The 22,098-nt window shown below is 69.9% G+C and carries 23 protein-coding genes; 10 read left to right on the forward strand and 13 right to left on the reverse strand.

Going from position 1 to position 22,098, the window contains the following annotated elements; all coding sequences use genetic code 11:
* Positions 1-82: 82 nt before the first annotated feature.
* The 8 genes from BUB57_RS10310 (at position 83) to BUB57_RS10345 (ending at position 8,187) form a co-directional block, all read left to right on the forward strand.
* A complete protein-coding gene (locus tag BUB57_RS10310; RefSeq protein ID WP_073066430.1) occupies positions 83-1,516 on the forward strand; it encodes a PucR family transcriptional regulator in 1,434 nt (477 codons plus the stop codon).
* A gap of 869 nt (positions 1,517-2,385) precedes the next feature.
* The gene (locus tag BUB57_RS10315) at positions 2,386-2,691 is read left to right on the forward strand and encodes a c-type cytochrome (RefSeq protein ID WP_073066434.1); all 306 of its coding nucleotides are present in this window, start codon (positions 2,386-2,388) and stop codon (positions 2,689-2,691) included.
* A 29-nt stretch (positions 2,692-2,720) separates the two neighbouring features.
* Positions 2,721-3,959 carry an NAD(P)/FAD-dependent oxidoreductase gene (locus BUB57_RS10320; protein ID WP_234952038.1) on the forward strand — a complete coding sequence of 413 codons (1,239 nt, stop codon included), beginning with the start codon at positions 2,721-2,723 and terminating at the stop codon, positions 3,957-3,959.
* A complete protein-coding gene (locus tag BUB57_RS10325; protein ID WP_073066441.1) occupies positions 3,956-4,987 on the forward strand; it encodes a YeeE/YedE family protein in 1,032 nt (343 codons plus the stop codon). The genes BUB57_RS10320 and BUB57_RS10325 overlap by 4 nt, the downstream gene beginning before the upstream one ends.
* On the forward strand, positions 4,984-6,327 hold the full coding sequence (locus tag BUB57_RS10330) for an FAD-dependent oxidoreductase (RefSeq protein WP_200796440.1): 1,344 nt from the start codon (positions 4,984-4,986) through the stop codon (positions 6,325-6,327). Before BUB57_RS10325 ends, BUB57_RS10330 begins: the two co-directional genes overlap by 4 nt.
* Positions 6,308-6,805: a thiosulfate oxidation carrier protein SoxY gene (locus BUB57_RS10335; RefSeq protein WP_073066444.1), complete on the forward strand. Its 498-nt coding sequence runs from the start codon at positions 6,308-6,310 to the stop codon at positions 6,803-6,805. Before BUB57_RS10330 ends, BUB57_RS10335 begins: the two co-directional genes overlap by 20 nt.
* 9 nt (positions 6,806-6,814) lie before the next feature.
* Positions 6,815-7,141: a thiosulfate oxidation carrier complex protein SoxZ gene (locus BUB57_RS10340; protein ID WP_073066447.1), complete on the forward strand. Its 327-nt coding sequence runs from the start codon at positions 6,815-6,817 to the stop codon at positions 7,139-7,141.
* A gap of 389 nt (positions 7,142-7,530) precedes the next feature.
* Positions 7,531-8,187, forward strand: coding sequence for a hypothetical protein (locus BUB57_RS10345; RefSeq protein WP_073066451.1), 657 nt, complete (start codon positions 7,531-7,533; stop codon positions 8,185-8,187).
* A 26-nt stretch (positions 8,188-8,213) separates the two neighbouring features.
* Here the strand turns inward: BUB57_RS10345 and BUB57_RS10350 are convergent, their stop codons facing one another.
* The 3 genes from BUB57_RS10350 to BUB57_RS10360 form a co-directional block, all read right to left on the reverse strand.
* On the reverse strand, positions 8,214-8,654 hold the full coding sequence (locus tag BUB57_RS10350; protein ID WP_073066454.1) for a CBS domain-containing protein: 441 nt from the start codon (positions 8,652-8,654) through the stop codon (positions 8,214-8,216).
* A 376-nt stretch (positions 8,655-9,030) separates the two neighbouring features.
* Positions 9,031-9,510, reverse strand: coding sequence for a DUF6522 family protein (locus tag BUB57_RS16915; protein ID WP_200796441.1), 480 nt, complete (start codon positions 9,508-9,510; stop codon positions 9,031-9,033).
* A gap of 21 nt (positions 9,511-9,531) precedes the next feature.
* Positions 9,532-9,963: an RrF2 family transcriptional regulator gene (locus tag BUB57_RS10360; RefSeq protein ID WP_073066459.1), complete on the reverse strand. Its 432-nt coding sequence runs from the start codon at positions 9,961-9,963 to the stop codon at positions 9,532-9,534.
* Between the two features lie 116 nt (positions 9,964-10,079).
* Here BUB57_RS10360 and ytfE point away from each other — a divergent pair, with 116 nt between their 5' ends.
* Complete coding sequence (ytfE, locus tag BUB57_RS10365; protein WP_143159699.1) at positions 10,080-10,748, forward strand: iron-sulfur cluster repair protein YtfE; 669 nt, start codon at positions 10,080-10,082, stop codon at positions 10,746-10,748.
* A gap of 632 nt (positions 10,749-11,380) precedes the next feature.
* Here ytfE and BUB57_RS10370 read toward each other — a convergent pair.
* The 10 genes from BUB57_RS10370 to BUB57_RS10415 all read right to left on the reverse strand — a co-directional run bounded on the left by BUB57_RS10370 (position 11,381) and on the right by BUB57_RS10415 (position 19,102).
* Positions 11,381-12,265 carry a F0F1 ATP synthase subunit gamma gene (locus BUB57_RS10370; RefSeq protein WP_073066466.1) on the reverse strand — a complete coding sequence of 295 codons (885 nt, stop codon included), beginning with the start codon at positions 12,263-12,265 and terminating at the stop codon, positions 11,381-11,383.
* Positions 12,252-13,778 (reverse strand): F0F1 ATP synthase subunit alpha, encoded by a 1,527-nt coding sequence (locus tag BUB57_RS10375; RefSeq protein ID WP_073066469.1) that lies wholly within the window; start codon positions 13,776-13,778, stop codon positions 12,252-12,254. The genes BUB57_RS10370 and BUB57_RS10375 overlap by 14 nt, the downstream gene beginning before the upstream one ends.
* Positions 13,775-14,548, reverse strand: a complete 774-nt coding sequence (locus BUB57_RS10380; RefSeq protein WP_073066472.1) for a F0F1 ATP synthase subunit B family protein — start codon at positions 14,546-14,548, stop codon at positions 13,775-13,777. The genes BUB57_RS10375 and BUB57_RS10380 overlap by 4 nt, the downstream gene beginning before the upstream one ends.
* A gap of 3 nt (positions 14,549-14,551) precedes the next feature.
* Positions 14,552-14,830, reverse strand: a complete 279-nt coding sequence (locus BUB57_RS10385; RefSeq protein WP_073066476.1) for a F0F1 ATP synthase subunit C — start codon at positions 14,828-14,830, stop codon at positions 14,552-14,554.
* On the reverse strand, positions 14,831-15,571 hold the full coding sequence (locus BUB57_RS10390) for a F0F1 ATP synthase subunit A (RefSeq protein ID WP_073066480.1): 741 nt from the start codon (positions 15,569-15,571) through the stop codon (positions 14,831-14,833). It abuts the gene before it with no gap.
* Positions 15,571-15,867 carry a hypothetical protein gene (locus BUB57_RS10395; protein ID WP_073066484.1) on the reverse strand — a complete coding sequence of 99 codons (297 nt, stop codon included), beginning with the start codon at positions 15,865-15,867 and terminating at the stop codon, positions 15,571-15,573. The genes BUB57_RS10390 and BUB57_RS10395 overlap by 1 nt, the downstream gene beginning before the upstream one ends.
* Positions 15,864-16,250, reverse strand: a complete 387-nt coding sequence (locus BUB57_RS10400) for an AtpZ/AtpI family protein (RefSeq protein WP_084732086.1) — start codon at positions 16,248-16,250, stop codon at positions 15,864-15,866. Before BUB57_RS10400 ends, BUB57_RS10395 begins: the two co-directional genes overlap by 4 nt.
* Complete coding sequence (locus BUB57_RS10405) at positions 16,247-16,630, reverse strand: F0F1 ATP synthase subunit epsilon (RefSeq protein ID WP_073066796.1); 384 nt, start codon at positions 16,628-16,630, stop codon at positions 16,247-16,249. Before BUB57_RS10405 ends, BUB57_RS10400 begins: the two co-directional genes overlap by 4 nt.
* Before the next feature lie 11 nt (positions 16,631-16,641).
* Complete coding sequence (gene atpD / locus BUB57_RS10410; protein ID WP_234952039.1) at positions 16,642-18,045, reverse strand: F0F1 ATP synthase subunit beta; 1,404 nt, start codon at positions 18,043-18,045, stop codon at positions 16,642-16,644.
* Between the two features lie 373 nt (positions 18,046-18,418).
* A complete protein-coding gene (locus BUB57_RS10415) occupies positions 18,419-19,102 on the reverse strand; it encodes a helix-turn-helix domain-containing protein (protein WP_407670357.1) in 684 nt (227 codons plus the stop codon).
* Positions 19,103-19,368: 266 nt separating this feature from the next.
* Here BUB57_RS10415 and BUB57_RS10420 point away from each other — a divergent pair, with 266 nt between their 5' ends.
* On the forward strand, positions 19,369-22,092 hold the full coding sequence (locus tag BUB57_RS10420) for a nitrate/nitrite transporter (RefSeq protein ID WP_073066491.1): 2,724 nt from the start codon (positions 19,369-19,371) through the stop codon (positions 22,090-22,092).
* The last annotated feature ends 6 nt before the right edge of the window (positions 22,093-22,098 follow it).

Genomic DNA, 22,098 nt, shown 5'->3' on the forward strand with positions numbered 1-22,098 from the left:
CCGTCTGGCCATTCGCATCTTGCGGACCGCCGGCCGATCCGATCATACAATTGTCCAAGAGCTATCCGAAGGGGCCGCGCCGATGCTGACCGTTGCCGAGCTGGTGGCGATGCGTTCGCTGGGGCTGTCGTTCCTGGCGGGCGCGTCGGGCAGGCACCGGCTGATCACCTGGGCCCATGCGGTCGATCTGCCGGACCCGTGGCGCTGGGTCTCGGCCGGGCATCTGATTATGACCGTCGGCAGCGGCATTCCCCACGACCCCGGCGGACAGGGCGACTGGCTGCGCAAGCTGGCCGATACCAATGCCAGCGCGCTGGTGATCGCGCGCAGCGATCAGGCGCCCGAAATCCACCCGCAGATGCTGACGGCAGCCGAGGGCTGCATGTTCCCCGTCATCGCCGCCAGCTTTGAGCTGGAGTTCGTGAAGCTGTCGCGCGAGGTGATCGAGCGGGTGCTGCAAGCGCAGCGCGACCGCTTCGACGCGGCGCAGCGCCTGTTCCAGACCTATGCCACCGCCCTGCGGGATGAACCCGACATGGCCGCGCGGCTGGATGCGCTGGGGTATCGCATGGGCATCCACCTGCAGATCGAGGACGCCGAAAGCGGCGTCCCGATCCTGCGCGGCAAGCGCGCCATGCCGGCGCAGGGTAGCGTCGGCAGGTTCGAGATTCCGGGACGGGCCAGGGCGGCGCTGACGATCCGCCGCCCCGTCGCCGAGGCTTTCGACGACATCTTCCTGATCCGGGCGCTGGTCGGGCTGCTGGGTGTCGAGCTGGAGCGGATGATGATCGAGCGCGACCACCAGCGCCGCGATGGCGAAGCGCTGCTGCGCGACCTGATCGGCGGCGAGCTGGAGCTGGGCGGCGTGCAGAAACTGCTGCATCGCCGCGGCCTCGATGGCACGCTGGTGGCCTTGGCCGTCGAAGCTGCCGGCGGGGCTGGCTGGGGTGCAGGCGACATTCACCACGCCCCCGAGCTGCTGGATTTTTCCCCGCTGATCCTGCCGGACGACCTGCTGCTGATGGTCCTGCCGGACCGAGAGCCGCTGCTGCGAGCGGTGGTCTCGCGGCTGGGGCCGGGCGGCCGGGCGGGGGTCAGCGGCCCGATCACCGTCGCCGGCGGGATCCCGGAAAGCATCCGGCAGGCGCGGCTGGCCCATGCGCTCGCGCGCGAGACCGGGCAGCAGCTGCAACGCTATGACACCGCCGAGCCCGCGCTGACGCTGGGACCGAGGACGGTGGCCGAGGCGCGCGCCGTCGTCGCCCGCTATCTTGGCCCGCTGATCGATTATGACCGCTCGAGCACGCTGTCGCTGCTGCAAACGCTTGACGTCTTCCTGCGCAACGACGGCAGCTGGAAGGCGACCGCCGCCGATCTGGGCATCCACCGCCAGACGCTGGTCTACCGCCTGCGGCTGATCGAGCAGCTGACCGGGCTGAAGCCGACGAGCAGCTCCGGCACCGCCCGCTTCTGGATGGCGCTGCAGGCGGGGCGCGGGGCTGGGTTGCTGCCGTGAGAGGCCCCGCCGGGTCAGGGGGAGATGCGGGCCAAGGCTTATAAATCCATTTATACAAAAGGAGGAATGGTCCACTGCGCTGAACCACCCGCCTCCATGTCCTATATGTCCTGTTCGAGGTGCGCCAGTACAAGAGTTACCGCATCCGGCTGCGTCGCCCCCCGTTTCCGCCCTTCTCTCCCACAGGGAAATGAAGATTCCCCCTTAGCCATACGCAGTGCTCCGGGCTTCATTGACAGACCGGGGCGGGCGCGCAAGAATACACGCAGGCTGCGGATGCGCCTTGAGTGTTTCATGCCCGGTGCGGGCTGCAAGATTCAGTCATCTGCAAGGCGGAGCGCGTGGCCTTCCGGTCCTCATCATCCATTCGTAAAGCGCGGATCGCGCGCGCCGGCGGCGTGCACCGCTCGCCCTCCGGGACTGCGGGTCTTCGGGTCCGGCAGAACGCCGGGGCGATGGCGCCGACCTGCGCGAGCAGCAACCTCCCCGCTCTGCGGATCGGGCAGGCCCACTCAACGAACCTCACGCCGGGCGTTGCGCGCGCCGGCGGCCTGCGCCGCTCGCCCTGCGGGACTGCGACTCTCCGGGTCCGGCAGAACGCAGGCGCCCGGGCGATTGCGCCGACCTGCCCGGACAGCCTCCCCGCCCTACGGATCGGGCAGCCCCATGCAACGAACCCCACGCCGGGCGGTGGCCCGTCAACCAACCCGGCAGTTCCACACCGTCGGCATATTGCGATTGCCGGCCCGGAATGCGAGGGCGTCGCGTCTGCCGAAATCCACCGCCGGGACCGCGGCGCCGAACCTCTGCCGAGGCCGGTGCGCGTCCTTCGGCCTCGACCTCACCCTCAGCCAGCGGAAGCCCGGGCCATGATCCATCTTCTGTCCATCCTCCTGCTTGCCGCCGGGCTAGGCGCGGCAAGGGCACAGGAGCTCGACCCGGCGGCGGTGCAGGTGCTGGCCGGGCCCTGCGCCAATTGCCACGGGCCCGGGGGGGGCTCGCCCGGCGCCATTCCCGCGATCGCCGGCCTGCCCGCGGATGCTGCGGCCGAGCGGATGCTGGCCTTCCGCGAGGATACCGATCCCTCGGCCACGGTGATGCCGCGGCTGATGAAGGGCTATGGCGAGGACGAGATCCGGGCGCTGGCCCGCTGGTTCGCGGAGACCCCGAAATGAACACGACGCGGCGGGAAATGCTTGTGGCAATGGGGGCCGGCGTCCTGGCGCTGCCGCATGTGGTGCGCGCACAGACGGGGGCGCATGTGGTGGTGGTGGGCGGCGGTTTCGGCGGGGCGACGGCGGCGCGCTATCTGCGGCGTGCCGATCCCGGCCTGCGGATCACGCTGATCGAGCCGCAGCAGCGGTTCGCGACCTGCCCGTTTTCCAACCTCTATCTGGGCGGGCTGCGGGACTGGGACAGCATCACCCATGGCTACGACGGGCTGCGCGCGGCGGGGATCGAGGTGATCCATGCAAGGGCAGAGGACGTGGACGCCGCGGCGCGCAGCGTCACCCTGTCGGACGGCACCCGGCTGGGCTGGGACCGGCTGGTGCTGTCGCCCGGCATCGATTTTCGCTGGGGTGCGCTGGCCGGCTATGACGAGGCGGCGGCGGAACTGGCGCCCCACGCCTGGAAGGCCGGGCCGCAGACGCAGCTGCTGCGCAAGCAGCTCGAAGCGATGGAGGACGGCGGCAGCTTCGTCATGGTGGTGCCCGAGGGCGCCTTCCGCTGCCCGCCCGGCCCCTATGAGCGCGCCAGCATGGTCGCGCATTACTTCAAGACCCACAAGCCGCGCAGCAAGATCCTGATCCTGGATTCGCAGGACAAGTTCTCGAAACAGCCGCTGTTCCAGCAGGGCTGGCAGGCGCATTACGGCGAGATGATCGAATGGGTCGGCCAGAGCGACGACGGGCTGGTGGCCGAGGTGGACGCCGGCACCCGCGAGGCTGTCACCGTCTTTGGCACCCGCCACAAGGCCGACGTGCTGAACGTGATCCCGCCGCAAAAGGCCGGGGTGATCGCCGAACGCGCCGGCGTCGCCGACCAGACCGGCTGGGTGCCGGTGGTGGCCGAGCGTTTCGAATCGACCCTGGTTCCCGGCATCCATGTGCTGGGCGACGCCACCATCGCCGCGCCGATGCCGAAGTCGGGCTTTTGCGCCAATGCGCAGGCCAAGGTCGCCGCCGCCGCCATCGCCGCGGATCTGGCCGGGCGCGAACCGCCGCCCGCCAGCTTTGCCAACACCTGCTACAGCCTGATCGCCCCCGGCTGGGGGATCGCGGTCGCCGGGGTCTATCGCGCAAGCGACGGCAAGGTGGTCGAGGTCGAGGGCGCGGGCGGGGTCAGCCCGCTGGACGCCGGCCCCGAGTTCCGCCGCGCCGAGGCCGATTACGGCGCGGGCTGGTATGCCTCGATCTGCGCCGACATCTGGGGCGCGGCATGAGCGCGGTGGCCCTTGGCCTGATCCTGGGCGCGATCTTCGGCGCCGCGGCACGGGCAGGCGGGTTCTGCCTGCTGCGCGGGGTGCAGGGGCTGCGCCCGGGCGGCGAGTTGTCGGCGCTGCGTGCCTTTGCCCTGGCGATGCTGGTGGCGCTGCTGGCAACACAGGGCCTGGACCTTGCGGGCGGCACCGATCTCGACGCGGCGATGCCGCTGCGGGCCGGCAATCCCTGGCCGTCGATGGCGGTCGGAGGGGTGATCTTCGGCGTCGGCATGGTGCTGGCCAATGCCTGCGGGGCGCGGTCGCTGGTGCTGCTGGCGGGGGGCAATCTGCGCGCGCTGCTGGTGCTGCTCTGCCTGGGGCTTGCGACGCAGGCGACGCTGACCGGGGTGCTGGCGCCGCTGCGCATGGCGGTGCAGGGGCTGGGACAGGCCGCGGCGGCCGCGCCCTCGCTGCCGCAGACTCTCGCCGGCGCGGGCATCGGCTTTCCGCTGCTGGTCTCGGTCGCGGTCCCTGCTCTGCTGCTGGGCTGGTTCGCCCTGCCCCTGCTGCGTCGCAACCAGCGCGAGGCGGCGATGGCGGTGGTCATCGGTCTGACCATCGCCGGCGGCTGGTGGATCACCCATGCCACCGACGACCCCTTTGACCCCAGGCCGCTGACCTCGCTCAGCTTCGTCGGGCCGATGGGCGAGAGCCTGCTGTGGACGATGCTCTCGACCGGGCGTCCGCTGGGTTTCGGCGTGGCCGTCATCGGCGGCACGCTGGCCGGCGCCTTTGCCACCGCGATCCTGACCCGCGGCTTCCGCCCCGAAAGCTTCGGCTCGGCCCCGCAGATGCTGCGCGCCGTCACCGGCGGGCTTCTGATGGGCTTCGGTGGCGTGCTGGCGCTTGGCTGCTCGATCGGCCAGGGGCTTTCCGGCTTTTCCACCCTGTCGCTCGGCAGTCTCGTCGCGCTGGCCGGCATCGTGGCCGGAGCCTTCGCGGCGCTGTCGCTTTTCCCCCGCCCCACCCATGCCGGAGCCATGACATGAAGATCCGCCGCCGCACCCTTCTTTCCGCCGCGCCCGGGCTTGCCCTGGGCGGCGCGCTTGCCGGAATCTCGCCCGCGCTGGCCGCCCCCGCCGCGCTGACCGGGGACACCGTGCTCAAGCCCCGCAGCGGCCGCGCCCCGCGCATCGTCATCTGCGGCGGCGGCTGGGGCGGGCTGACCGCGGCCCGCTATCTCAAGGCCGAGCTGCCCGATGCCGAGGTGATCCTGCTGGAACGCAACCCGTTCTTCTGGTCGGCGCCCTTCTCGAACAAATGGCTGATCGACGTGGTGGACACCGGCTTCCTTGTCCACGACATGCAGCGGCCCGCCAACAGATACGGCTATACGCTGGTGCAGTGCGAGGTCACCGGGATCGAGCGCGACCGCAAGATCGTTCGCACCTCCAAGGGCAATGTGGACTATGACTTCCTGATCCTGTCGGGCGGCATCCGCGACGCCTGGGACGTGTGGTTCGGCGACGATCAGGCGGCGATCGACCACACCCGCACGCATTACGCCTCGGCCTATATCCCGCAGGGGCAGATGCTGGGGCTGAAGGACCGGATCCGCAGTTTCCAGGGCGGCACCATCGTGATGACCCTGCCGCCGCCGCCGCATCGCTGCCCGCCCTCGCCCTATGAGCGCGCCTGCCTGATGGCCTGGCATTTCAAGACCAACAACATCCCGGCCAGGATCGTGATCCTCGATCCCAAGCCCCAGGCCGCCCCCATCGGCGAGGGGTATCGCACCGCCTTCCGCGAGCTTTATCCCGACATCATCACCCATGTGCCCAATGCGCGGGTGAAAGAGGTCGATCCATTCAACAAGCGGATCATGACCGAAGCCGGGGATTTCGACTTCGACGACGCCATCTTCATGCCGCCCCACCAGGCGGCCGAGATGGTGTTCCACGCCGATCTGATCGGCACCGATGCCGAGGGCAGGCCCACCGGCTGGGCCGACATGCACCCGCGGCTCTACCACGCCAATTCGGACGACAGCGTCTATATCGTGGGGGATTCGATGGGCGCGATCTCGCCGCATTTCGGGCATTACCCGAAAAGCGCCCATGTCGCGAACTACATCGCCAAGATCGTGGCGAAGAACATCGGCGAGCGCGTGCGCGGGCAGGAGGTGGTGGCTCGGCTGCCCGACAATCTGTGCTACATGCTGGTGAACGGCGACCCGCGCGAGGCGATCTCGGTCGAGTTCACCTATGAGCTGGGGCCGGACGATCTTGTGCATCAGACGCAGATCGACATCGACGTCCGCACGCCCGACCTGATGGAAGAGGATTTTGGCTGGATCAACGGGATGTTCGATGACTTCGTACGTGTCTGACATGCGGCGGCGCCGTCTGCTGGCCGGCGGCGCGGCGGTGGCCGGGCTGGCGGCCTGTGGGCTATGGGCGACTGCTGCAAGGGCGCAGGCCAGCCTGGCCATGCCGCAGCCCGATTCCGCCGAGGCCGACCGGATCGCCGCCGAGTTCACCGGCGGCGCCGAGCCGCTGGCCGAGGGGCTGGCGCTCGATCTGCCGGCGCTTGGCGACAACCCCGCCGCCGTGCCGGTCCGCGTCCACGTGACCGAGCCGATGACCGAGGCGTCGTGGTGCGAGGAGATCATCCTGATCGCCGATCTGAACCCCAAGCCGCTGGCCTGCCGCTTCCGCTTCACCGCCGCCACCGGCTCGGCCGATGTGGCGGTGCGGCTGCGGCTGATCCAGTCGATGCCGATCCGGGCCTATGCGCGGATGAACGATGGCCGCCTGCTGGCGGTCCGGCAAGAGATCACCGTCGCCGCCGGCGGCTGCGGATTGTAGGAGACAGCGATGGCCCGTCCCCCCCGTATCTGGATCAGCAACGAGACCCCGGCCCCGGGCGAGGTCGTCCGCGTCCGCGCCCAGGTGGTCCATGTCATGGAAAGCGGCTTCCGCGTGGATGCCGAAGGCCAGCCGATCCCCGAGGATCTGCTGACCGGCTTTACCGCCATGCTGGACGATGCGCTGCTGATGGAATGGCTGCCCGAGACCGCGATCTCGCAGAACCCCTATATCGAGTTCACCTTTGCCGCCCGCCACAGCGGCAGGCTGCGCATGGTGTGGTCCGACGGCAGCGGCGTCGCCGACGAAGCGGAGCGCGAAATCCGGGTCGGCTGAGGGGTGGCGGTTGGCGGCCCGGCGTTGCCTCGGCGGCGCAGTGTCAAAGACAGCGCGCCCTCCGCCTGAGAGCCTGAGAGCCTGAGAGCCTGAGAGCCTGAGAGCCTGAGAGCCTGAGAGCCTGAGAGCCTGAGAGCCTGAGAGCCTGAGAGCCTGAGAGCCTGCAAGACCGCAAGACCGCAAGACCGCAACGGAAACTGTCCCCGGCGCACTCCGTCAAAGCCTTCCCGCGCTGCCACACTTGGCGGCCGCCTGAACCGGCACGGCATCAGCCGGCGGCGTCACATGCATATTCCTCTGGCCCGCCGCCGTGACGCGGTGGAATAAATGGCCGTGACCTGCGCGCGCCCCGTGCAGGTCGCGACCGGCGGCACGAGGGGAGGAGCACCATGCGCTATTTCGACTTCAGCAGTTGGCAGGGCGTGCTGACGACCCTGCTGGGCCTGGCGCTGTTCGCGCTGGTCGGGGTCGGCATCAGGGTGCTGATGCTGCTGACCATCCAGCAGCGCCAGCAGCGCATGAACCGCCAGATCAACGAGCGGCTGCGCACGCTGATCGCCGCCTACAAGGTGCTGGGCGGCTCTTTCACTGGCGAGCTGCTGGTCGATCCGACCCATCTGCGCGAGCTGCGGCAGCGCGCGCAGGAGGCAGGCGCGGACGATGCCGCCGGCTCGGACCGCGCCCGGCGCATCCGCGACGCGGTCGAGGCGGCGCTGTCCGACATCATCCTGCTGGGCACGCAGGAACAGCTGCGCCTGGCCAGCCGTGCCGCGACTGACATGGCCGCCGGCCGGCCGATCCACACGGCCGAGCTGGTGGTCTCGCTGCGCGACTTCATCCGCAAGGCGCTGGACCTGGAGCCGGTGCCTCCGGACGTCAGCATCCCCTCGCAGGGCCCGGCGCGACACACGGGCGGCGCATCCCGGGGCGGCCGCGGCGACGGCGGCGGCAAGGGCGGCGGAGGTATGGGTGGCGGCATGGGGGGCGGCGGCGGCATGGGCATGGGGCTTGGCCCCGGCGGCCGCGCCGACGACAGTCCGGCCTGAAATCCGGGATTTCCCGCCATCCCCGCTCAGCGATAGCCGATGTTCATCACGTAATCCTGCAGCAGGGTTTCCTCCTCGCGGACCTCCTGCAGCAGCGTCTGCAGCACGTCGCGGGCATTCAGCACGCCCAGCGGCCTGCCGTCCGGGTCGAGGACCGGGATGTTCTTGAAGCCGCGGGTCTTCATCAGCTCCCAGACATCCTGCAGCCAGCCGTCGGCCGCGACCGCGGTGACATTGCGGGTCATCGCCTCGACCACCGGCGCAGTGCAACTGGCGCCGGAGCAGCGGCCGGTCTGGCGCACCACGTCGGTCTTGGTCAGGTCGCCCGCCATCCGGCCGCCGGCGTCACAAACCACCAGCATGTCGCAGCCGTTGCCAAGCCGCCTTGCCGCCTGCAGCAGCGCAGCGCCCACGTCGATCGCCTGCAGGCGCTGGCGCGCGTTGGGCAGGAGTTTCTGGACAAGCACCTGAGGGTCCTCCTATGCGGCCGGCGCGATGCGCGGCACAACCACGCCAGCGAGTCCAGCCGGCGGGATCACCGCCAGCAAGGCTGATTGCGCGCCGCAGCGGCTGTCACCCGGGGCCGGCATTTGACGCCCCGGGACCGCATATTGGAACCCGGGCACCCGCCGCAGGGCCACTGGTAGCGCCGAGGCCGGCCGGGCATCTCCGCACGTGCCATCCCGCCTCCGGCCATTGCCCCGACAAGCCGTACCAGCGCCCCCGCCGGGACAAGCAGCGCCCCCGGCCGGCCCGCCCCGGAACCGCGCGTCCGTGCGACGAGCGCAACCCGTCATTATCACGCCCATTCCCGGCGCAGCAGCTGGTCCGGGCGACCGGCTCTCACGGCGCCTTCCCCCGCGGGGGCGAGGTCCGGCCCGGCGCCTCGACGCTAATCGCGATCGGGTCGCTGGCGGGGAAGGTCCCCTGCAGGGCCAGTTCCAGCAGCATTTCGATACGGGCTTCGCGGTCATCTGCCGCCGCTTCCGGTGCCTGCAAGCCCATGGGCGCGGCCCCGGGGGACGCATGACCTGCGTCCGCCGCCTGCACCGGGCGGGCAAAGCCCGGTGGCCCGGCAAGATCCGCCGCGCCGCAGGTCAGGACCTTGCCGCTTTGGTCCGCGGTGATGCGGATGCGGCGGGCGGGCGAAAAGAACAGCAGCCGCACCCGGCCGGCATCCTCGCCCTCGCCGCGCTCGAACCGGCTGGTGATGGTGCCGTCGCGCATCCTGTGCTTCAGATCGTCGGCGCTGATCCCAAACGCCCGCGCCAGGACGGCGGCATCAATGCTGACGTTGTCGTTGCCGAACTCGAGTTGGGTCATCGGTTCCTCCATTCCCCGGCCTCATCCGGCCGCTGCCGTCCCCTGGTCCTGGGCGGTCCAGGCGCATTCCTCGATGGTGGTGCGGTCAAGCTCGGCCATGAACGCCTCGCGCGCGGCGGCCAGCTGGGGCCGCAAGCGGCAATGCGGTTTCAGGACGCATTCGCCGCCGTCGGCGCGGAAACATTCCACGATGGCGAATTTGCGTTCCAGATGGCGCACCACCTCGCCCAGCGTGATCTCATCCGCGGGGCGCATCAGCCGCAGCCCGCCCGAGCGGCCGCGTTCAGAACGCAGGAAGCCGCCGCGGCCGAGATCGCTGACCACCTTGGCCAGGTGATGCTGCGAGATCGCGAACTCGCTGGCGATCTGCCCGGTCGAGACCGCCTGCCCCGGCACCCCCGCCAGGCGCATCAGGACCCGCAGCCCATAGTCGGTAAAGGTGGCAAGACGCATCGTCGCCTCTAATCGGTATTGACAATGCCGATTATGCAGGATGATATTCGGCATTGCAAGTACCGAATTAAACACCGTCCGCTACCCCCCTGAAGTCCCGGCTTATGGAGACAGAGATGACCCAGACCACCACCCTGCATGACCGCACGGTCGGCCAGATCGCCGCACAGCTTCCCGGCGCCTCCGGCGTGTTCCGCCGGTTCGGCATCGACTTCTGCTGCCACGGCGATGTGCCGCTGGCCGAGGCCGCGAATCGGCGCAATCTCGACCTGGGCGCGCTGGAAACCGCGCTAAGCGCCCTCGATCCCGCGGCCGCGCCCGATGCGCCGCAGGATACCGGGGCGCTGATCGACCATATCCAGACCCGCTACCACGCCACCCACCGCCGGCAGATCCCCGAGCTGATCGAGCTTTCGCGCAAGGTCGAGGCGGTCCACGCCAACCACCCCGAGGTGCCCCGGGGCCTGTCCGACGCGCTGCACCGGATCTGGGGCGAGCTGGAGGTGCACATGAAAAAGGAAGAGCTGGTGCTGTTCCCGGCCATGCGCCGGCAGGCGGCCGACCGGCTGGCGGTCCCCATCAGCGAGATGCGCCACGACCACGACGACCATGGCGCCTTCCTGGACCAGGTGGCGCAGCTGACCCACGACTACACCCCGCCGCAGGACGCCTGCCGGTCCTGGCAGGCGCTTTACGCCGGCGCGGCGCAGCTGAAGGCGGATCTGATGGAGCATATCCATCTGGAGAACAACGTCCTGTTCCCGCGCTTCGAAACGACCGCCTGAGCCCGCCGAGAGCTGCTGCACGACCCCTTGGCAGGGCGCGGAACTGGGTGGTCATTGCGACGTGGTGCCGGTCAGGACGGTCCTCTGCGCCGAGCCGAACCGGCCGGGGCGCGGCCGGTCGGCATCCAGCGGGGTGGTGCCGGTGAGGGCGCCGTCATGTGCCGCGCCCCGTCGCCGGCGGGACGAGCGGTTGGCGGCAGATTTCCGCGCTCACTCACTGGCGCACGGGCAGCTGCGCTTTGGCAAGGCGGGGAACCGGGTGGCCAACTCCGAATCGAGGCCCGGTCGGAATGGCATCAGGCGCCGAACCGAACCGGCCGGAGCACGCGGCCGGCCGGCATCCAGCGGGACGATGCCGATGATGGCGCCGTCATGTGCCGCGCCCCGTCACCGGCAGGATGAGCGGTTGGCTGCGGATTTCTGCCGCGTTCACTCGCCGGCGCCCGGACAGCTGCCCTTTGGCAAGGCGGTGATCCCGGTAGCCGATTCCGGCGTGGGGCTGGTCAGGGCGGTCTAAGGCGCCGATGCTGAGCCGCCGGGGCGCGCGGCCGGCTGGCATCACGCGCGGCGCCCGCCCCTCCTCGCGCCGCCCCCTCGCCGGCACAGCGCGGTTTGCCGCGGACCTCCCGCACTCACTCGCCGGTTGCGGCCTGATAGCCGGCGATCAGGTCCAGCAGTTCGGCCGAGATCGCGGCCTGCCGCGACAGGCGGTAGCTGACCTGCATTTCTTCCAGCTTTTCGGCGATGGAGCTGTCGGCGGCCTGCATCGCCACCAGCCGCTCGACGTTTTCGGCGGCGCGCGACTGGATCAGCGCCAGATGCAGCCGCGCGAACAGCAGCTGCCGGACGAGGCTGCCCAGCAGCGCCCCGGTCTCGCCCATGCCGCGGGGAAGGCGCCGCGACCCCCAGCGGCGGTCGCGCAGCGCGCGCAGCCATCCCGGATCAAGCGGCAGCAGATCCGCCTGTTCTGGCGCGGCGCTCAGCGAGTCGCCCGAGCGGTGGCAGAACAGCAGCACCCGCCCGACCCCCCGCTCCTCGCGCCAGAGATCGAGCTGCGACAGGATCTCCGCGACACAGGGCGCCAGCGCCGCGATGGTGGCCGGGGCCTCGATGCGCAGATCGGGCGCGGACTCGGCGGCCTCCCAGCTGGCGGCAAGCGTGGTGCCGACGGTCAGGACCAGGCGCGCGTGGGGCGCGATCGCCAGCGCCGCCAGCCGGGTGCGGGCGAAATCCACCAGCCGTTCGTTGAACGATCCGCAAAGCCCGATTTCCGAGCCGATCACCACCACCGCCGCGGCCTCGCCCGGGGCGGGCGGCGGGGCCAGGGCTGCGTCGGGCAGCTCGCGCAGCACCACCTGCAGCCCCATCTCGACGGTCTGCAGATGGCCGCGCATGGCGCGTTCGGCCTGTTCGTGCACGCGGATATTGGCGGCCGAGGTCGCCTTCATCGTGCGCACCACCGATTGCAGGTCCTCGGCCGAGCCGATGCGCCGCGACAGCTCTTCAAGCGTCGCCATCGCCCGTCCCCGCCAGCGCCGCCTGCACCGCCGCCAGCAGGGCCGCGCGGCGGGTCTCGTCCAGCTTCGCACCCTGCGCGATCTCCGCAGCCTCGGGCAGCGCGGCGACCGCGCGCGACAGGCGCGGCAGCAGCGCCGGCAGGGCATCCTCGGGCACATCGTCCAGCAGCCCCGCGGTCGCGGCCAGCAGCTGGGCGATCTGCCCGGCGACCGGCAGCGGACTGGCCTCGGCCTGGCGCAGGACGGCGCGCACCCTTGCGCCGCGCTGCAGCTCGGCGCGGCTGTCGGCGTCCAGCCTTGCCCCGAAACGGGCAAAGCTCTCCAGCTCCTCGAACTGCGCATAGGCCAGTTTCAGCGGCCCGCCGAGCGCACGGAACCCGGGAAGCTGCGCCTTGCCCCCCACGCGCGAGACCGAGCGCCCCACATCCACCGCCGGCAGCTGCCCCAGCCGGAACAGCACCGGCGACAGGTAGATCTGCCCGTCGGTGATCGAGATGAGGTTGGTCGGGATATAGGCGGCAAGGTTCTGCGCCTGGGTTTCCACCACCGGCAACGCGGTCAGCGAACCGCCGCCGGCATCGGGGCGCAGCTGCGTGGCGCGTTCCAGCAGGCGGCTATGCAGATAGAACACGTCGCCCGGATAGGCCTCGCGCCCCGGCGGGCGGCGCAACAGCAGCGACAGCTCGCGCCAGGCGCGGGCGTGGCGGGTCAGGTCGTCGTAGACGATCAGCACGTCGCGCCCCGCGCGCATGAAGCGCTCGGCGATCGAGGTGGCGGCGTAGGGGACCAGATACTGCAGCCCCGGGGGTTCATCGGCGCCGGCCACCACGATAACACAGCGGTCCATCACCCCGGCCGCGCGCAGCCGCGCCTGCACCCGCGCCACCGCATCGCCACGCTGGCCGATGGCGCAATAGACCGAGATCACGTCGCTGCCGGCCTGGTTGAGGATGGTGTCGATGGCGATGGCGGTCTTGCCGGTCTGGCGGTCGCCGACGATCAGCTCGCGCTGGCCGCGGCCGATGGGGACCAGCGCGTCCACCACCTTGATCCCGGTCTGCAGCGGCCGGGTGATCGGGGCGCGCTCGATGATCGCGGGGGCGGGCTGTTCCACCGGGTCCAGCCGGTCGGCGCGGACCGCGCCAAGGTCGTCCAGCGCCCGCCCCAACGGGTTGATGCTGCGCCCCAGCAGCGCCGCCCCGGTGGGGACGGTGGCCACCCGCCGCGTGCGCCGCGCCCCGTCGCCGGGGCGCAGGCCGCGCCGGTCGTCCAGCACCACCACCCCCGCCCAGCCCGGGCGCAGGTCCAGCGCCAGCCCCCAGCCGCCGCCCTCAAAGGCGATCAGCTCGTCGGCCATCAGGTCGGAAAACCCCTCGACCTCGACCACCGCGCGCGACACGCGGGTGACGGTGCCGCGCTCGTCGCCGCCGAAATGCGGCGGCCGCCTTGCCTCGCGCTCGATGGCGTCGAACAGCGCGTCGGTCAGGCCGGACAGCCCGTCGCCCGCGGTCATGCCGCGCCCTCGCGCCGGGCCTGCTCGGACAGAAGCCCGCCGATGTCGCCCTCGAACGCGTCCAGATGTTCGCCCAGCGTCCAGCCGACGTGGCGCGAGCCGACCACCAGCAGCACCCCGCTTTCCAGCGCCGGATCGGCGCGGAACCCGGGGTCGGCGGCGCCGGTCAGCCGCTCGACCGCCTCGGCGACGATGGCGCGGGTGGGGTTGGACAGTTCCTCGCTGGACAGCACCTCGACGGGTTCGCCGGCGCGGGCCGCATCGGCCAGCCGCGCGCGCTCGTCGGGGTCGAGCGTGGCCAGGCGGCGGGCAAAGACCCGGGCGATCTGTTCCAGCAGGTCACGGTCGGACATCTCGGCCAGCGCATTGCGGGCCAGCGTGACGAAGGCGGCACCGGCGCGGCGGCGCAGCCGGTCGAGGAACGCCGATTTCTCGTCGGCGAGCTGCTGGGACCAGGCGCTGCGGCGGGCGGCGATCTCATCATGCGCCTGCCTTGTCAGCCGGTCTCGCAGCGCCTCGGCCTCGGCCTCGACGGCCGACAGGCGCGCGGCGCGGTCCTCCTCGAACGCCCGCAGGGCGGCGAGATGCCGGGCCTCGGCCTCGGCGGCGCTTGCTTGCGCGGCCTCGGCCTCGGTCAGTTCATGCCGCACGGCCTCGGCGCGTTCGTCCAGCGCGCGCGACAGCGGCCGGTACAGCACCCGGTTCAGCAGCCACACCAGCACCAGAAAGTTGACGATCTGCGCGGCGACGGTAATCCAGTCGATCTGCAAGGATCAGCCCCCGGCCGACTGGATCGCCCAGTTCCAGAACGGATTGGCAAACACCAGGATCATCGCCAGCACAAAGCAGTAGATGCCGCTCGATTCGATCACCGCAAGGCTGACGAACAGCGTACGGGTGATGCTGTTGGCCTCGTCCGGCTGCTGGGCGATGGATTGCAGCGCCTGCGCGCCGGCGCGCGCCTCGCCCAAGGCCGCGCCGAAACAGCCGATGGCCAGCGTGATGCCGGCGGTGATGATCGAGGCAAGGGCAATGACAGAAACCGGATCCATTCAGCGCGTCCTTTGGCGGAAGTGTGAGGGTTCGGAGGGGCGGGGCGGCGGGGCCGCGCCGGGTTCGTCGCCGATGGCAGACGAGATGTAGACCATGGCGAGCACCGCGAAGATATAGGCCTGGATCGCCCCGGTCAGCAGCCCGAGGATCTGCATGACCAGCGGAAAGAAGAACGGCACGATCGACAGCAGGATCGCCACCAGCACCGTCCCGCTCATGATGTTGCCGTAAAGCCGCACGGCCAGCGCCACGGTGCGCGAGACCTCGCCCATCACGTTGATCGGCAGCATCAGAGGCGTCGGCTGCAGATAGCTGCGCAGATAGGCGCGCAGGCCGCGCCGGCTGACCGCATAAAGCGGCACCGCCACCATCACGCACAGCGCCAGCGCCGTCGCCGTGGACAGCGAGCCGGTGGGCGCCGTGAACCCCGGCACCACCGCCATCAGGTTCGACAGCAGGATGAACATGAACAGCGAGCCGACCACGGGCAGGTAGCGGGTCGGATCGCCGCCGCCGATGTCGCGGATCTGGTCGCGGATCATCTCCACCAGCAGCTCGACGGCGATGCGCCAGCGCGACACCGGCGGCGCCGGGCCGATGCCCAGCGTCGCCAGCCGCCCGACCGCGACCAGGATCGCCATCACGATCCAGGTGTTGACGATGGTGGCCGACACCGGGAACTCGCCCAGCGAACCGAGGGGCAGGGTGAAGACGATGCGGCTGTCGGGGGAAATCTCCATCAGCCCTCCCTGCCCCGCCTGAGGATGCGCAGCGCGGTCATCCGAAACAGGGTGAAGGCGGCCAGCCCGGCGAACATCGCCAGCCCCGGGTTGCCGGCAGCCGCGCCGATCGCCGCGAAACCGGCGGCCAGCAGCGCCAGCCGCAGCGCGCCGCCGGCCAGCAGCACGCCCAGCCCGCCGTCCGCGCCCAGCCGCCGCGTGGCCAGCCACAGCAGCCGCAGATGCAGGGCCGCCAGCGCCATGCCGCCCAGAAGCCCCACCGCCAGGTCGGGGGCCAGCTCGGAAATGCCGGTCATGCGTCCTCCTCCGTCTCGGGCGGCTCTGGTGGCGCGCCGTTCTGGATGCCGGTGCGCCGGACCCACCACCAGGCATTGAACGAGCCCAGCAGCACCCCGCAGACCAGCCCGGTCAGTGCCCAGGACGGCCCCTCGGGAAAGCGCCGGTCGAGCCAGACCCCCAGCGCGATTCCCGCCACCGTCGGCACGGCCACGGCCCAGCCGACCAGCCCGAACATGCCGATGCCGAACCAGACCGAGTGCCGCCCGGCGCGCAGCGACTGCGCCCGCCGCGCCGCCTTGCGGGCGATGGTCCGCTCAAGCCGCGCATTCTCGCGCCGCAGCCTGTCGCCCCGGGCCTGCCCCGGGGGCCTGCTGCCGGGCGGGGTGGGCGCGGCGCTCATCGCTCGATCTCCATCAGGGCGCGGATCGCCCCGGTCTCCAGCCGCGCCAGCGCGCTGCGGGCGCTTTGCTCGTGGTCGTCAAGCTCCAGGAACTGCTGCGCCACCGCGTCCCACAGCCGTTCCAGATCGTCGCTTTCCACCGCGCGGCGCAGCGCCACGCGCAGCTCGGATCCGCATTTGACCAGCACGCCCTCGTCCACGCCCAGGAAATGCTCGTCCTCGTCAGGGGTGACATAGCGCAGAAGCCCGGGCTTCAGCGCCGCCACCACGTCGATGTGGTTGGGCAGCAGGATGAAGAAGCCCTCGGGCCCCTCGGCCTCGACCTTGCTCACCTCACGGTCGATCAGCTGCTCGCCCGGGACATGGACCAGCAGGCGCATGGCCCCGGCCGTCATGGCTCACCCCCGGCTTCCGAGATCGCGCCGATCATGTAGAGATCGCGCTCGGGGCGGTCGTTGAACTCGCCCGACAGGATGCGCTCGCAGCCCTCCAGCGTCTCGTCCAGCGCCACGCGCTTGCCGGGGGTCGAGGTGAACTGCTCGGTCGCGTGGAAGGGCTGGGTCAGGAACCGCTCCAGCCGCCGCGAGATCGCCACCGTGCGGCGGTCGTCCACCGAAAGCTGCTCGATCCCCAGCATGGCGATCACGTCCTTGAGCGATTCGTATTCCGCCAGCACCCGGCGCACCTCGCGCGCGACCCGTTCGTGGCGGGCCGAAACCACGCCGGGGGTCAGCATCTTCGAGGTCGATTCCAGTGGGTCGAGCGCGGGATACAGCCCCTGCGCCGCCCGCTTGCGCGACAGCACCACCGAGGCGGAAAGATGCCCGAACACATGCGTCGCCGCCGGGTCGGTGAAATCGTCGGCCGGCACATAGACCGCCTGGATCGAGGTCATCGCAGCGCTGGCGGTCGAGCAGATCCGTTCCTGCAGCTCGGCGATCTCGGTGGCCAGCGAGGGCTGATAGCCCACCCGCGACGGGATCTGGCCAAGCAGCCCCGAGACCTCGGCCCCCGCCTGGACAAAGCGGTAGATGTTGTCGATCAGCACCAGCACGTCGGTGTTCAGCTCGTCGCGGAAATATTCGGCGACGGCGATGGCGGCATGGCCGACGCGGGCGCGCACCGCCGGGCGCTCGCTCATCTGGCCAAAGACCATCATCGTCTTGTCCAGGACGCCCGCGTCCATCATGTCGCGGTGAAACTCCTCGGCCTCGCGCGAGCGCTCGCCGATACCGCAAAACAGGCTGACGCCGTTGTAGCTGCCGGCCATGTTGTAGATGATCTCGGCGATCAGGACGGTCTTGCCGACGCCGGCGCCGCCGAACAGCCCGGCCTTGCCGCCGCGCTCGATCGGGCACAGCAGGTCGATGGCCTTGATCCCGGTCTCGAACAGCTCCGACCTTGTGCGCCGCGCCTTCAGCGGCGGCGGCGGGGCATGGATCGGGCGGCGCGGGGCGCGGTCGAGCGGCGGGCCGCCGTCCAGCGGCTCGCCGAACAGGTCCAGCATCCGGCCCAGCGCCTCGCGCCCGACCGGCACCTCGATGGTGCCGCCGGTGGCGCGCAGCCGGTCGCCGATGGCCAGCGGCCGCCCGGCCGACAGCAGCAGCCCGCGCGCCACGCCGCGGTCCAGCAGGGTGACCACCTCGACCCGCAGACCGGGGTCGGTGACGCCGACGAACAGTGCGCGCGGCGCGGGGGCGGGCCCGTCCAGCTGCAGCTCGACCATCTGCCCGGAAATCCGCGACACCCGCCCGAGGGTCGGACACTCCGCCGCGCCCGCCGCGCTGTCCGCCACGCCGCCGTTCTCACATGAAATTGAGCCGGTCGAAATCATCGGGCGTCAGGGTGGCAAATCTGGCGCGTGCAGGCAACCGCCAAGGCGCCTGCCGGCCGCTGCGCGGGCGGGCGCGAATCGCAGCGGTTCGAGGCGATCCGGCGCAGCGCCTTGGGCCACGGGCCGCGAATACTGGAAAATGCGGGCATCGCGGGACACGCGGCCACGCGAGTCGCCGCGCCCGGGCAAGCGCGGAAATGCCGCAGAATCGCTGCCGGCCAGACCGCCGCCACGCGCGTGGTCGCAACGCACGTCCCGGCAAACCTGCAATCCCTGCGCCCCGTCAGCGGCCACCGCGTCCAACCGTCCCGGCGCCCCATAGCAACCCACGGTCCTATGAGGACGGGTCGTCGATCAGCGGATGGGGCTTGGCAAAGCGTTCCAGGTCCTGCTGGTTGCTGATGGTGATCTGCATCCCGTCCACCGACACCCCATAGGGCTGCAACCCCTTGAACGCCCGGCTGAGGTTTTCGGGGGTCATTCCCAGGAACGACGCCAGCCGGCGCTTTTCGAAGTCCAGCTCAAAGACCGCGCCCCCGCCGGCACGCTTTTGCTGCCGCAACAGGAAATTGGCCAATCGTTCCAGAGAGCTGCGCAGCTGCAGGTCCTTCTGCGTCTTGATGACGGCGCGGTAGCCCTGCGCCAGCTCGGTCACCACCGCGCGCGCGAAGTTGTTGTCGACATCGAAAACCGCGCGCACGTCCTGGCTGGGGATCAGGACGATCCGGCTTTTCTCCAGCGTCCGGGCCGACATCAGATAGACCGCATCCTTGATCGTCGCGGCAAGGATGAAGGTCGAGACCGGACGCATGGTGGCAAGACAGGCGTCCTTGCCGTTCCACGACGCGAACAGGTCGACGGACCCCGAGATCAGCACATGCAGGAAGTCGCTGCGCTCGCCCTCGGTCAGCAGGTCGACCTGCGGCGGAAAGTTCTGCACATAGGCGCCGCGCATCAGCGCCGCGAAGTTCTCGTCGGACATCTGCGAGAACAGATGCAGCTGGCGCACCGCCTGGATGCTCTCGCTCGGGCAGTTCCCGGCCCATCTCTCCTCCTCGGGAACCTGTTGGCCCGATTGATTATTGTCCGGCCCGGAGTTGATTTCTGCCATCGTAGCCTCACTAGATTGTCGTCCCGCGAAATGACAATTTTTGGTAAGCTATTTATTTCATTACGATTTATTTCGCACCATGACGTAGATCAAGTTCAGCGCGATATTTTTTCCGGAAGAGCGTGGGGACCGTCCTGCCCTGGGTCGGCCCAATCTTTCCGGAGGCCCCTGCCATGCAGACCCTAGCCCCAGCCTCTCGCGCGGACCAGACCCGCGCGCTCGGGCTGAGTACCATTGCCTTCACCGCGTGTTTCGCTGTCTGGACGATCTTTTCCATCATCGGCGTCGCCATCAAGGACGAACTCGGGTTGAACGACACCCAGTTCGGCCTGCTGGTCGCCACCCCGGTCCTGACCGGATCGCTCGTCCGCATTTTCCTGGGCGTCTGGACGGAAAGATACGGCGGACGCATCGTCTATTCGGCGCAGATGCTGCTGACCGCGCTGGCGACCTGGGCGCTGACGCTGGCCGACAGCTATCCGATGTATCTGCTTGCCGCGCTTGGCGTCGGGCTTGCCGGCGGCTCGTTCATCATCGGCGTCGCCTATGTGAGCCGCTGGTACGACATGTCGCAGCAGGGCACCGCGCTTGGCATCTTCGGCGCGGGCAACGTCGGCGCCGCGGTCACCAAGTTCCTGGCCCCCTTCGTCATGGTCGCCTTTGGCTGGCACGGCGTGGCCTATGTCTGGGCCGCCGGGCTGGCGCTGATGGGGGTGGTGTTCTTCCTGTTCGCCAAGGACGACCCGCAGCTGATCGAGCGGCGCCGGACCGGGGTGCGCGCTCCCTCGTTCGCGGAACAGTTCGCGCCCCTGAAGAACCTGCAGGTGTGGCGCTTCTCGCTCTACTACTTCTTCGTCTTCGGCGCCTTCGTGGCGCTGGCGCTGTGGATGCCGCACTATCTGATCAACGTCTACGAGGTCGATGTCCGCACCGCCGGCATGGCGGCGGCATCGTTCAGCCTGTCGGCCAGCCTGTTCCGCGCCTATGGCGGGCATCTGTCCGACAAGTTCGGCGCCCGCTCGGTCATGTACTGGACCTTCGGCTTTTCGCTGCTGTTCCTGTTCATGCTGTCCTATCCGCCGACGGCCTACACCATCCAGACCAAGGAAGGCCCCGTCGCCTTCGCGACCTCGATGAGCCTGTGGCCCTTCGTCATCATCCTGTTCGCGCTCGGGTTCTTCATGAGCCTGGGCAAGGCGGCGGTGTTCAAGCACATCCCGGTCTACTACCCCAACCACGTCGGCGCGGTCGGCGGGCTTGTCGGCATGATCGGCGGGCTTGGCGGCTTCGTGCTACCGATCGCCTTCGGCGCGCTGCTGGACCTGACCGGCATCTACACCTCGTGCTTTGCGCTGCTGTTCGTGGTCGTCGCGGTGTCGCTGGCCTGGATGCACATGTCGGTGCGCGCGATGGAGCGCAAGGCCCATGGAAGGGCGCTGGACCGCCTGCCCGCCCTGCCCGAGATGCAGGAAATCCACGACCCCGAGCGCACGGTCATGCGGCGCGTGCTGGACGACTGGCGCCCCGAGGACCCGCAGTTCTGGGCCGAAAAGGGCCGCGCCATCGCCCGGCGCAACCTGTGGATCTCGATCCCGGCGCTGCTGCTGGCGTTCGCGGTCTGGATGGTGTGGTCGATGGTGGTGGCGCGGCTGCCCGCGATCGGCTTTGCCTTCACCCCCGACCAGCTGTTCTGGCTGGCGGCGCTGCCGGCGCTGTCGGGTGCCACGCTGCGGATTTTCTACAGCTTCGTGGTGCCGATCTTCGGCGGGCGGCTGTGGACGACGCTGTCCACCGCCTCGCTGCTGCTGCCGGCGATCGGCATCGGCTATGCAGTGCAGAACCCCGACACCCCCTATTTCATCTTCCTGACCCTGGCGCTGCTGTGCGGCCTGGGCGGGGCCAACTTCGCCTCGTCGATGGCCAATATCGGCTATTTCTTCCCGCGGGCGGAAAAGGGCCATGCGCTGGCGCTGAACGCGGGGCTGGGCAACCTCGGCGTCAGCGTCATGCAGTTCCTGGTTCCGGTGGTCATCACCATGGGCGTGTTCGGCGCCATGGGCGGCGCGCCCCAGACGCTGAGCGACGGCGGCCAGCTGTGGATCCAGAACGCCGGCTTCATCTGGGTGCCCTTCATCCTGGCCGCGACGGTCGCCGCCTGGCTGGGGATGAACGACGTGGCCGACGCCAAGGCCAGCTTTGCGCAGCAGTCGGTGATCTTCAGCCGCGCGCATAACTGGGTGATGTGCGTGCTCTACATCGGGACCTTCGGCAGCTTCATCGGCTATTCGGCCGGCTTCCCGCTGCTGTCCAGGATCGCCTTCCCCGAGGTGAACGCGCTGCAATACGTGTTCCTGGGGCCGCTGGTGGGCGCGCTGTCGCGCGCCGGCACCGGCTGGGTCAGCGACCGCTTCGGCGGCGGGCGGGTCACCTTCTGGGTGTTCGTCGGCATGATCGTCTCGGTGCTGGCGGTGATCCTGGCGCTGCAGGCGGGCAGCTTCGCGGCCTTCTTCATGGGCTTCATGGCGCTGTTCTTCTTTACCGGGGTCGGCAATGCCTCGACCTTCCAGATGATCCCGGTGATCATGGGCCGCGAGGTCCCGCGCCTGATGCCGCAGCTGACCGCCCCCGAGCGCGCCCGGCAGATCGCCATGGAATCGGCGGGGATCACCGCCTTTTCCAGCGCCATCGGCGCCTATGGCGGCTTCTTCATCCCCAAGGCCTATGGCTCGTCCATCGCCATGACCGGCAGCCCGATCGGTGCGCTGTGGCTGTTCCTGGGCTTCTACGTGATCTGCCTGGGCATCACCTGGCTCGCCTATACGCGGCGGGGCGGGCTTCTTCATGACATCGAGCGTGGCCGCGCGATCCCCGGCGCCCTCGCCCAGCCTGCACAATAAGGAAAG

The organism is Paracoccus solventivorans (assembly GCF_900142875.1).
GTDB lineage: Bacteria > Pseudomonadota > Alphaproteobacteria > Rhodobacterales > Rhodobacteraceae > Paracoccus > Paracoccus solventivorans.

What these genes read in the sequence shown, in the direction of transcription:
- BUB57_RS10310 (WP_073066430.1), top strand. Translation starts at nt 83, where the DNA reads ATGCTGACCGTTGCCGAGCTGGTGGCGATGCGTTCGCTGGGGCTGTCG.
- BUB57_RS10315 (WP_073066434.1), top strand. Translation starts at nt 2,386, where the DNA reads ATGATCCATCTTCTGTCCATCCTCCTGCTTGCCGCCGGGCTAGGCGCG.
- BUB57_RS10320 (WP_234952038.1), top strand. Translation starts at nt 2,721, where the DNA reads ATGGGGGCCGGCGTCCTGGCGCTGCCGCATGTGGTGCGCGCACAGACG.
- BUB57_RS10325 (WP_073066441.1), top strand. Translation starts at nt 3,956, where the DNA reads ATGAGCGCGGTGGCCCTTGGCCTGATCCTGGGCGCGATCTTCGGCGCC.
- BUB57_RS10330 (WP_200796440.1), top strand. Translation starts at nt 4,984, where the DNA reads ATGAAGATCCGCCGCCGCACCCTTCTTTCCGCCGCGCCCGGGCTTGCC.
- BUB57_RS10335 (WP_073066444.1), top strand. Translation starts at nt 6,308, where the DNA reads ATGACTTCGTACGTGTCTGACATGCGGCGGCGCCGTCTGCTGGCCGGC.
- BUB57_RS10340 (WP_073066447.1), top strand. Translation starts at nt 6,815, where the DNA reads ATGGCCCGTCCCCCCCGTATCTGGATCAGCAACGAGACCCCGGCCCCG.
- BUB57_RS10345 (WP_073066451.1), top strand. Translation starts at nt 7,531, where the DNA reads ATGCGCTATTTCGACTTCAGCAGTTGGCAGGGCGTGCTGACGACCCTG.
- BUB57_RS16915 (WP_200796441.1), bottom strand. Translation starts at nt 9,510, where the DNA reads ATGACCCAACTCGAGTTCGGCAACGACAACGTCAGCATTGATGCCGCC.
- BUB57_RS10360 (WP_073066459.1), bottom strand. Translation starts at nt 9,963, where the DNA reads ATGCGTCTTGCCACCTTTACCGACTATGGGCTGCGGGTCCTGATGCGC.
- ytfE (WP_143159699.1), top strand. Translation starts at nt 10,080, where the DNA reads ATGACCCAGACCACCACCCTGCATGACCGCACGGTCGGCCAGATCGCC.
- BUB57_RS10370 (WP_073066466.1), bottom strand. Translation starts at nt 12,265, where the DNA reads ATGGCGACGCTTGAAGAGCTGTCGCGGCGCATCGGCTCGGCCGAGGAC.
- BUB57_RS10375 (WP_073066469.1), bottom strand. Translation starts at nt 13,778, where the DNA reads ATGACCGCGGGCGACGGGCTGTCCGGCCTGACCGACGCGCTGTTCGAC.
- BUB57_RS10385 (WP_073066476.1), bottom strand. Translation starts at nt 14,830, where the DNA reads ATGGATCCGGTTTCTGTCATTGCCCTTGCCTCGATCATCACCGCCGGC.
- BUB57_RS10390 (WP_073066480.1), bottom strand. Translation starts at nt 15,571, where the DNA reads ATGGAGATTTCCCCCGACAGCCGCATCGTCTTCACCCTGCCCCTCGGT.
- BUB57_RS10395 (WP_073066484.1), bottom strand. Translation starts at nt 15,867, where the DNA reads ATGACCGGCATTTCCGAGCTGGCCCCCGACCTGGCGGTGGGGCTTCTG.
- BUB57_RS10400 (WP_084732086.1), bottom strand. Translation starts at nt 16,250, where the DNA reads ATGAGCGCCGCGCCCACCCCGCCCGGCAGCAGGCCCCCGGGGCAGGCC.
- BUB57_RS10405 (WP_073066796.1), bottom strand. Translation starts at nt 16,630, where the DNA reads ATGCGCCTGCTGGTCCATGTCCCGGGCGAGCAGCTGATCGACCGTGAG.
- BUB57_RS10420 (WP_073066491.1), top strand. Translation starts at nt 19,369, where the DNA reads ATGCAGACCCTAGCCCCAGCCTCTCGCGCGGACCAGACCCGCGCGCTC.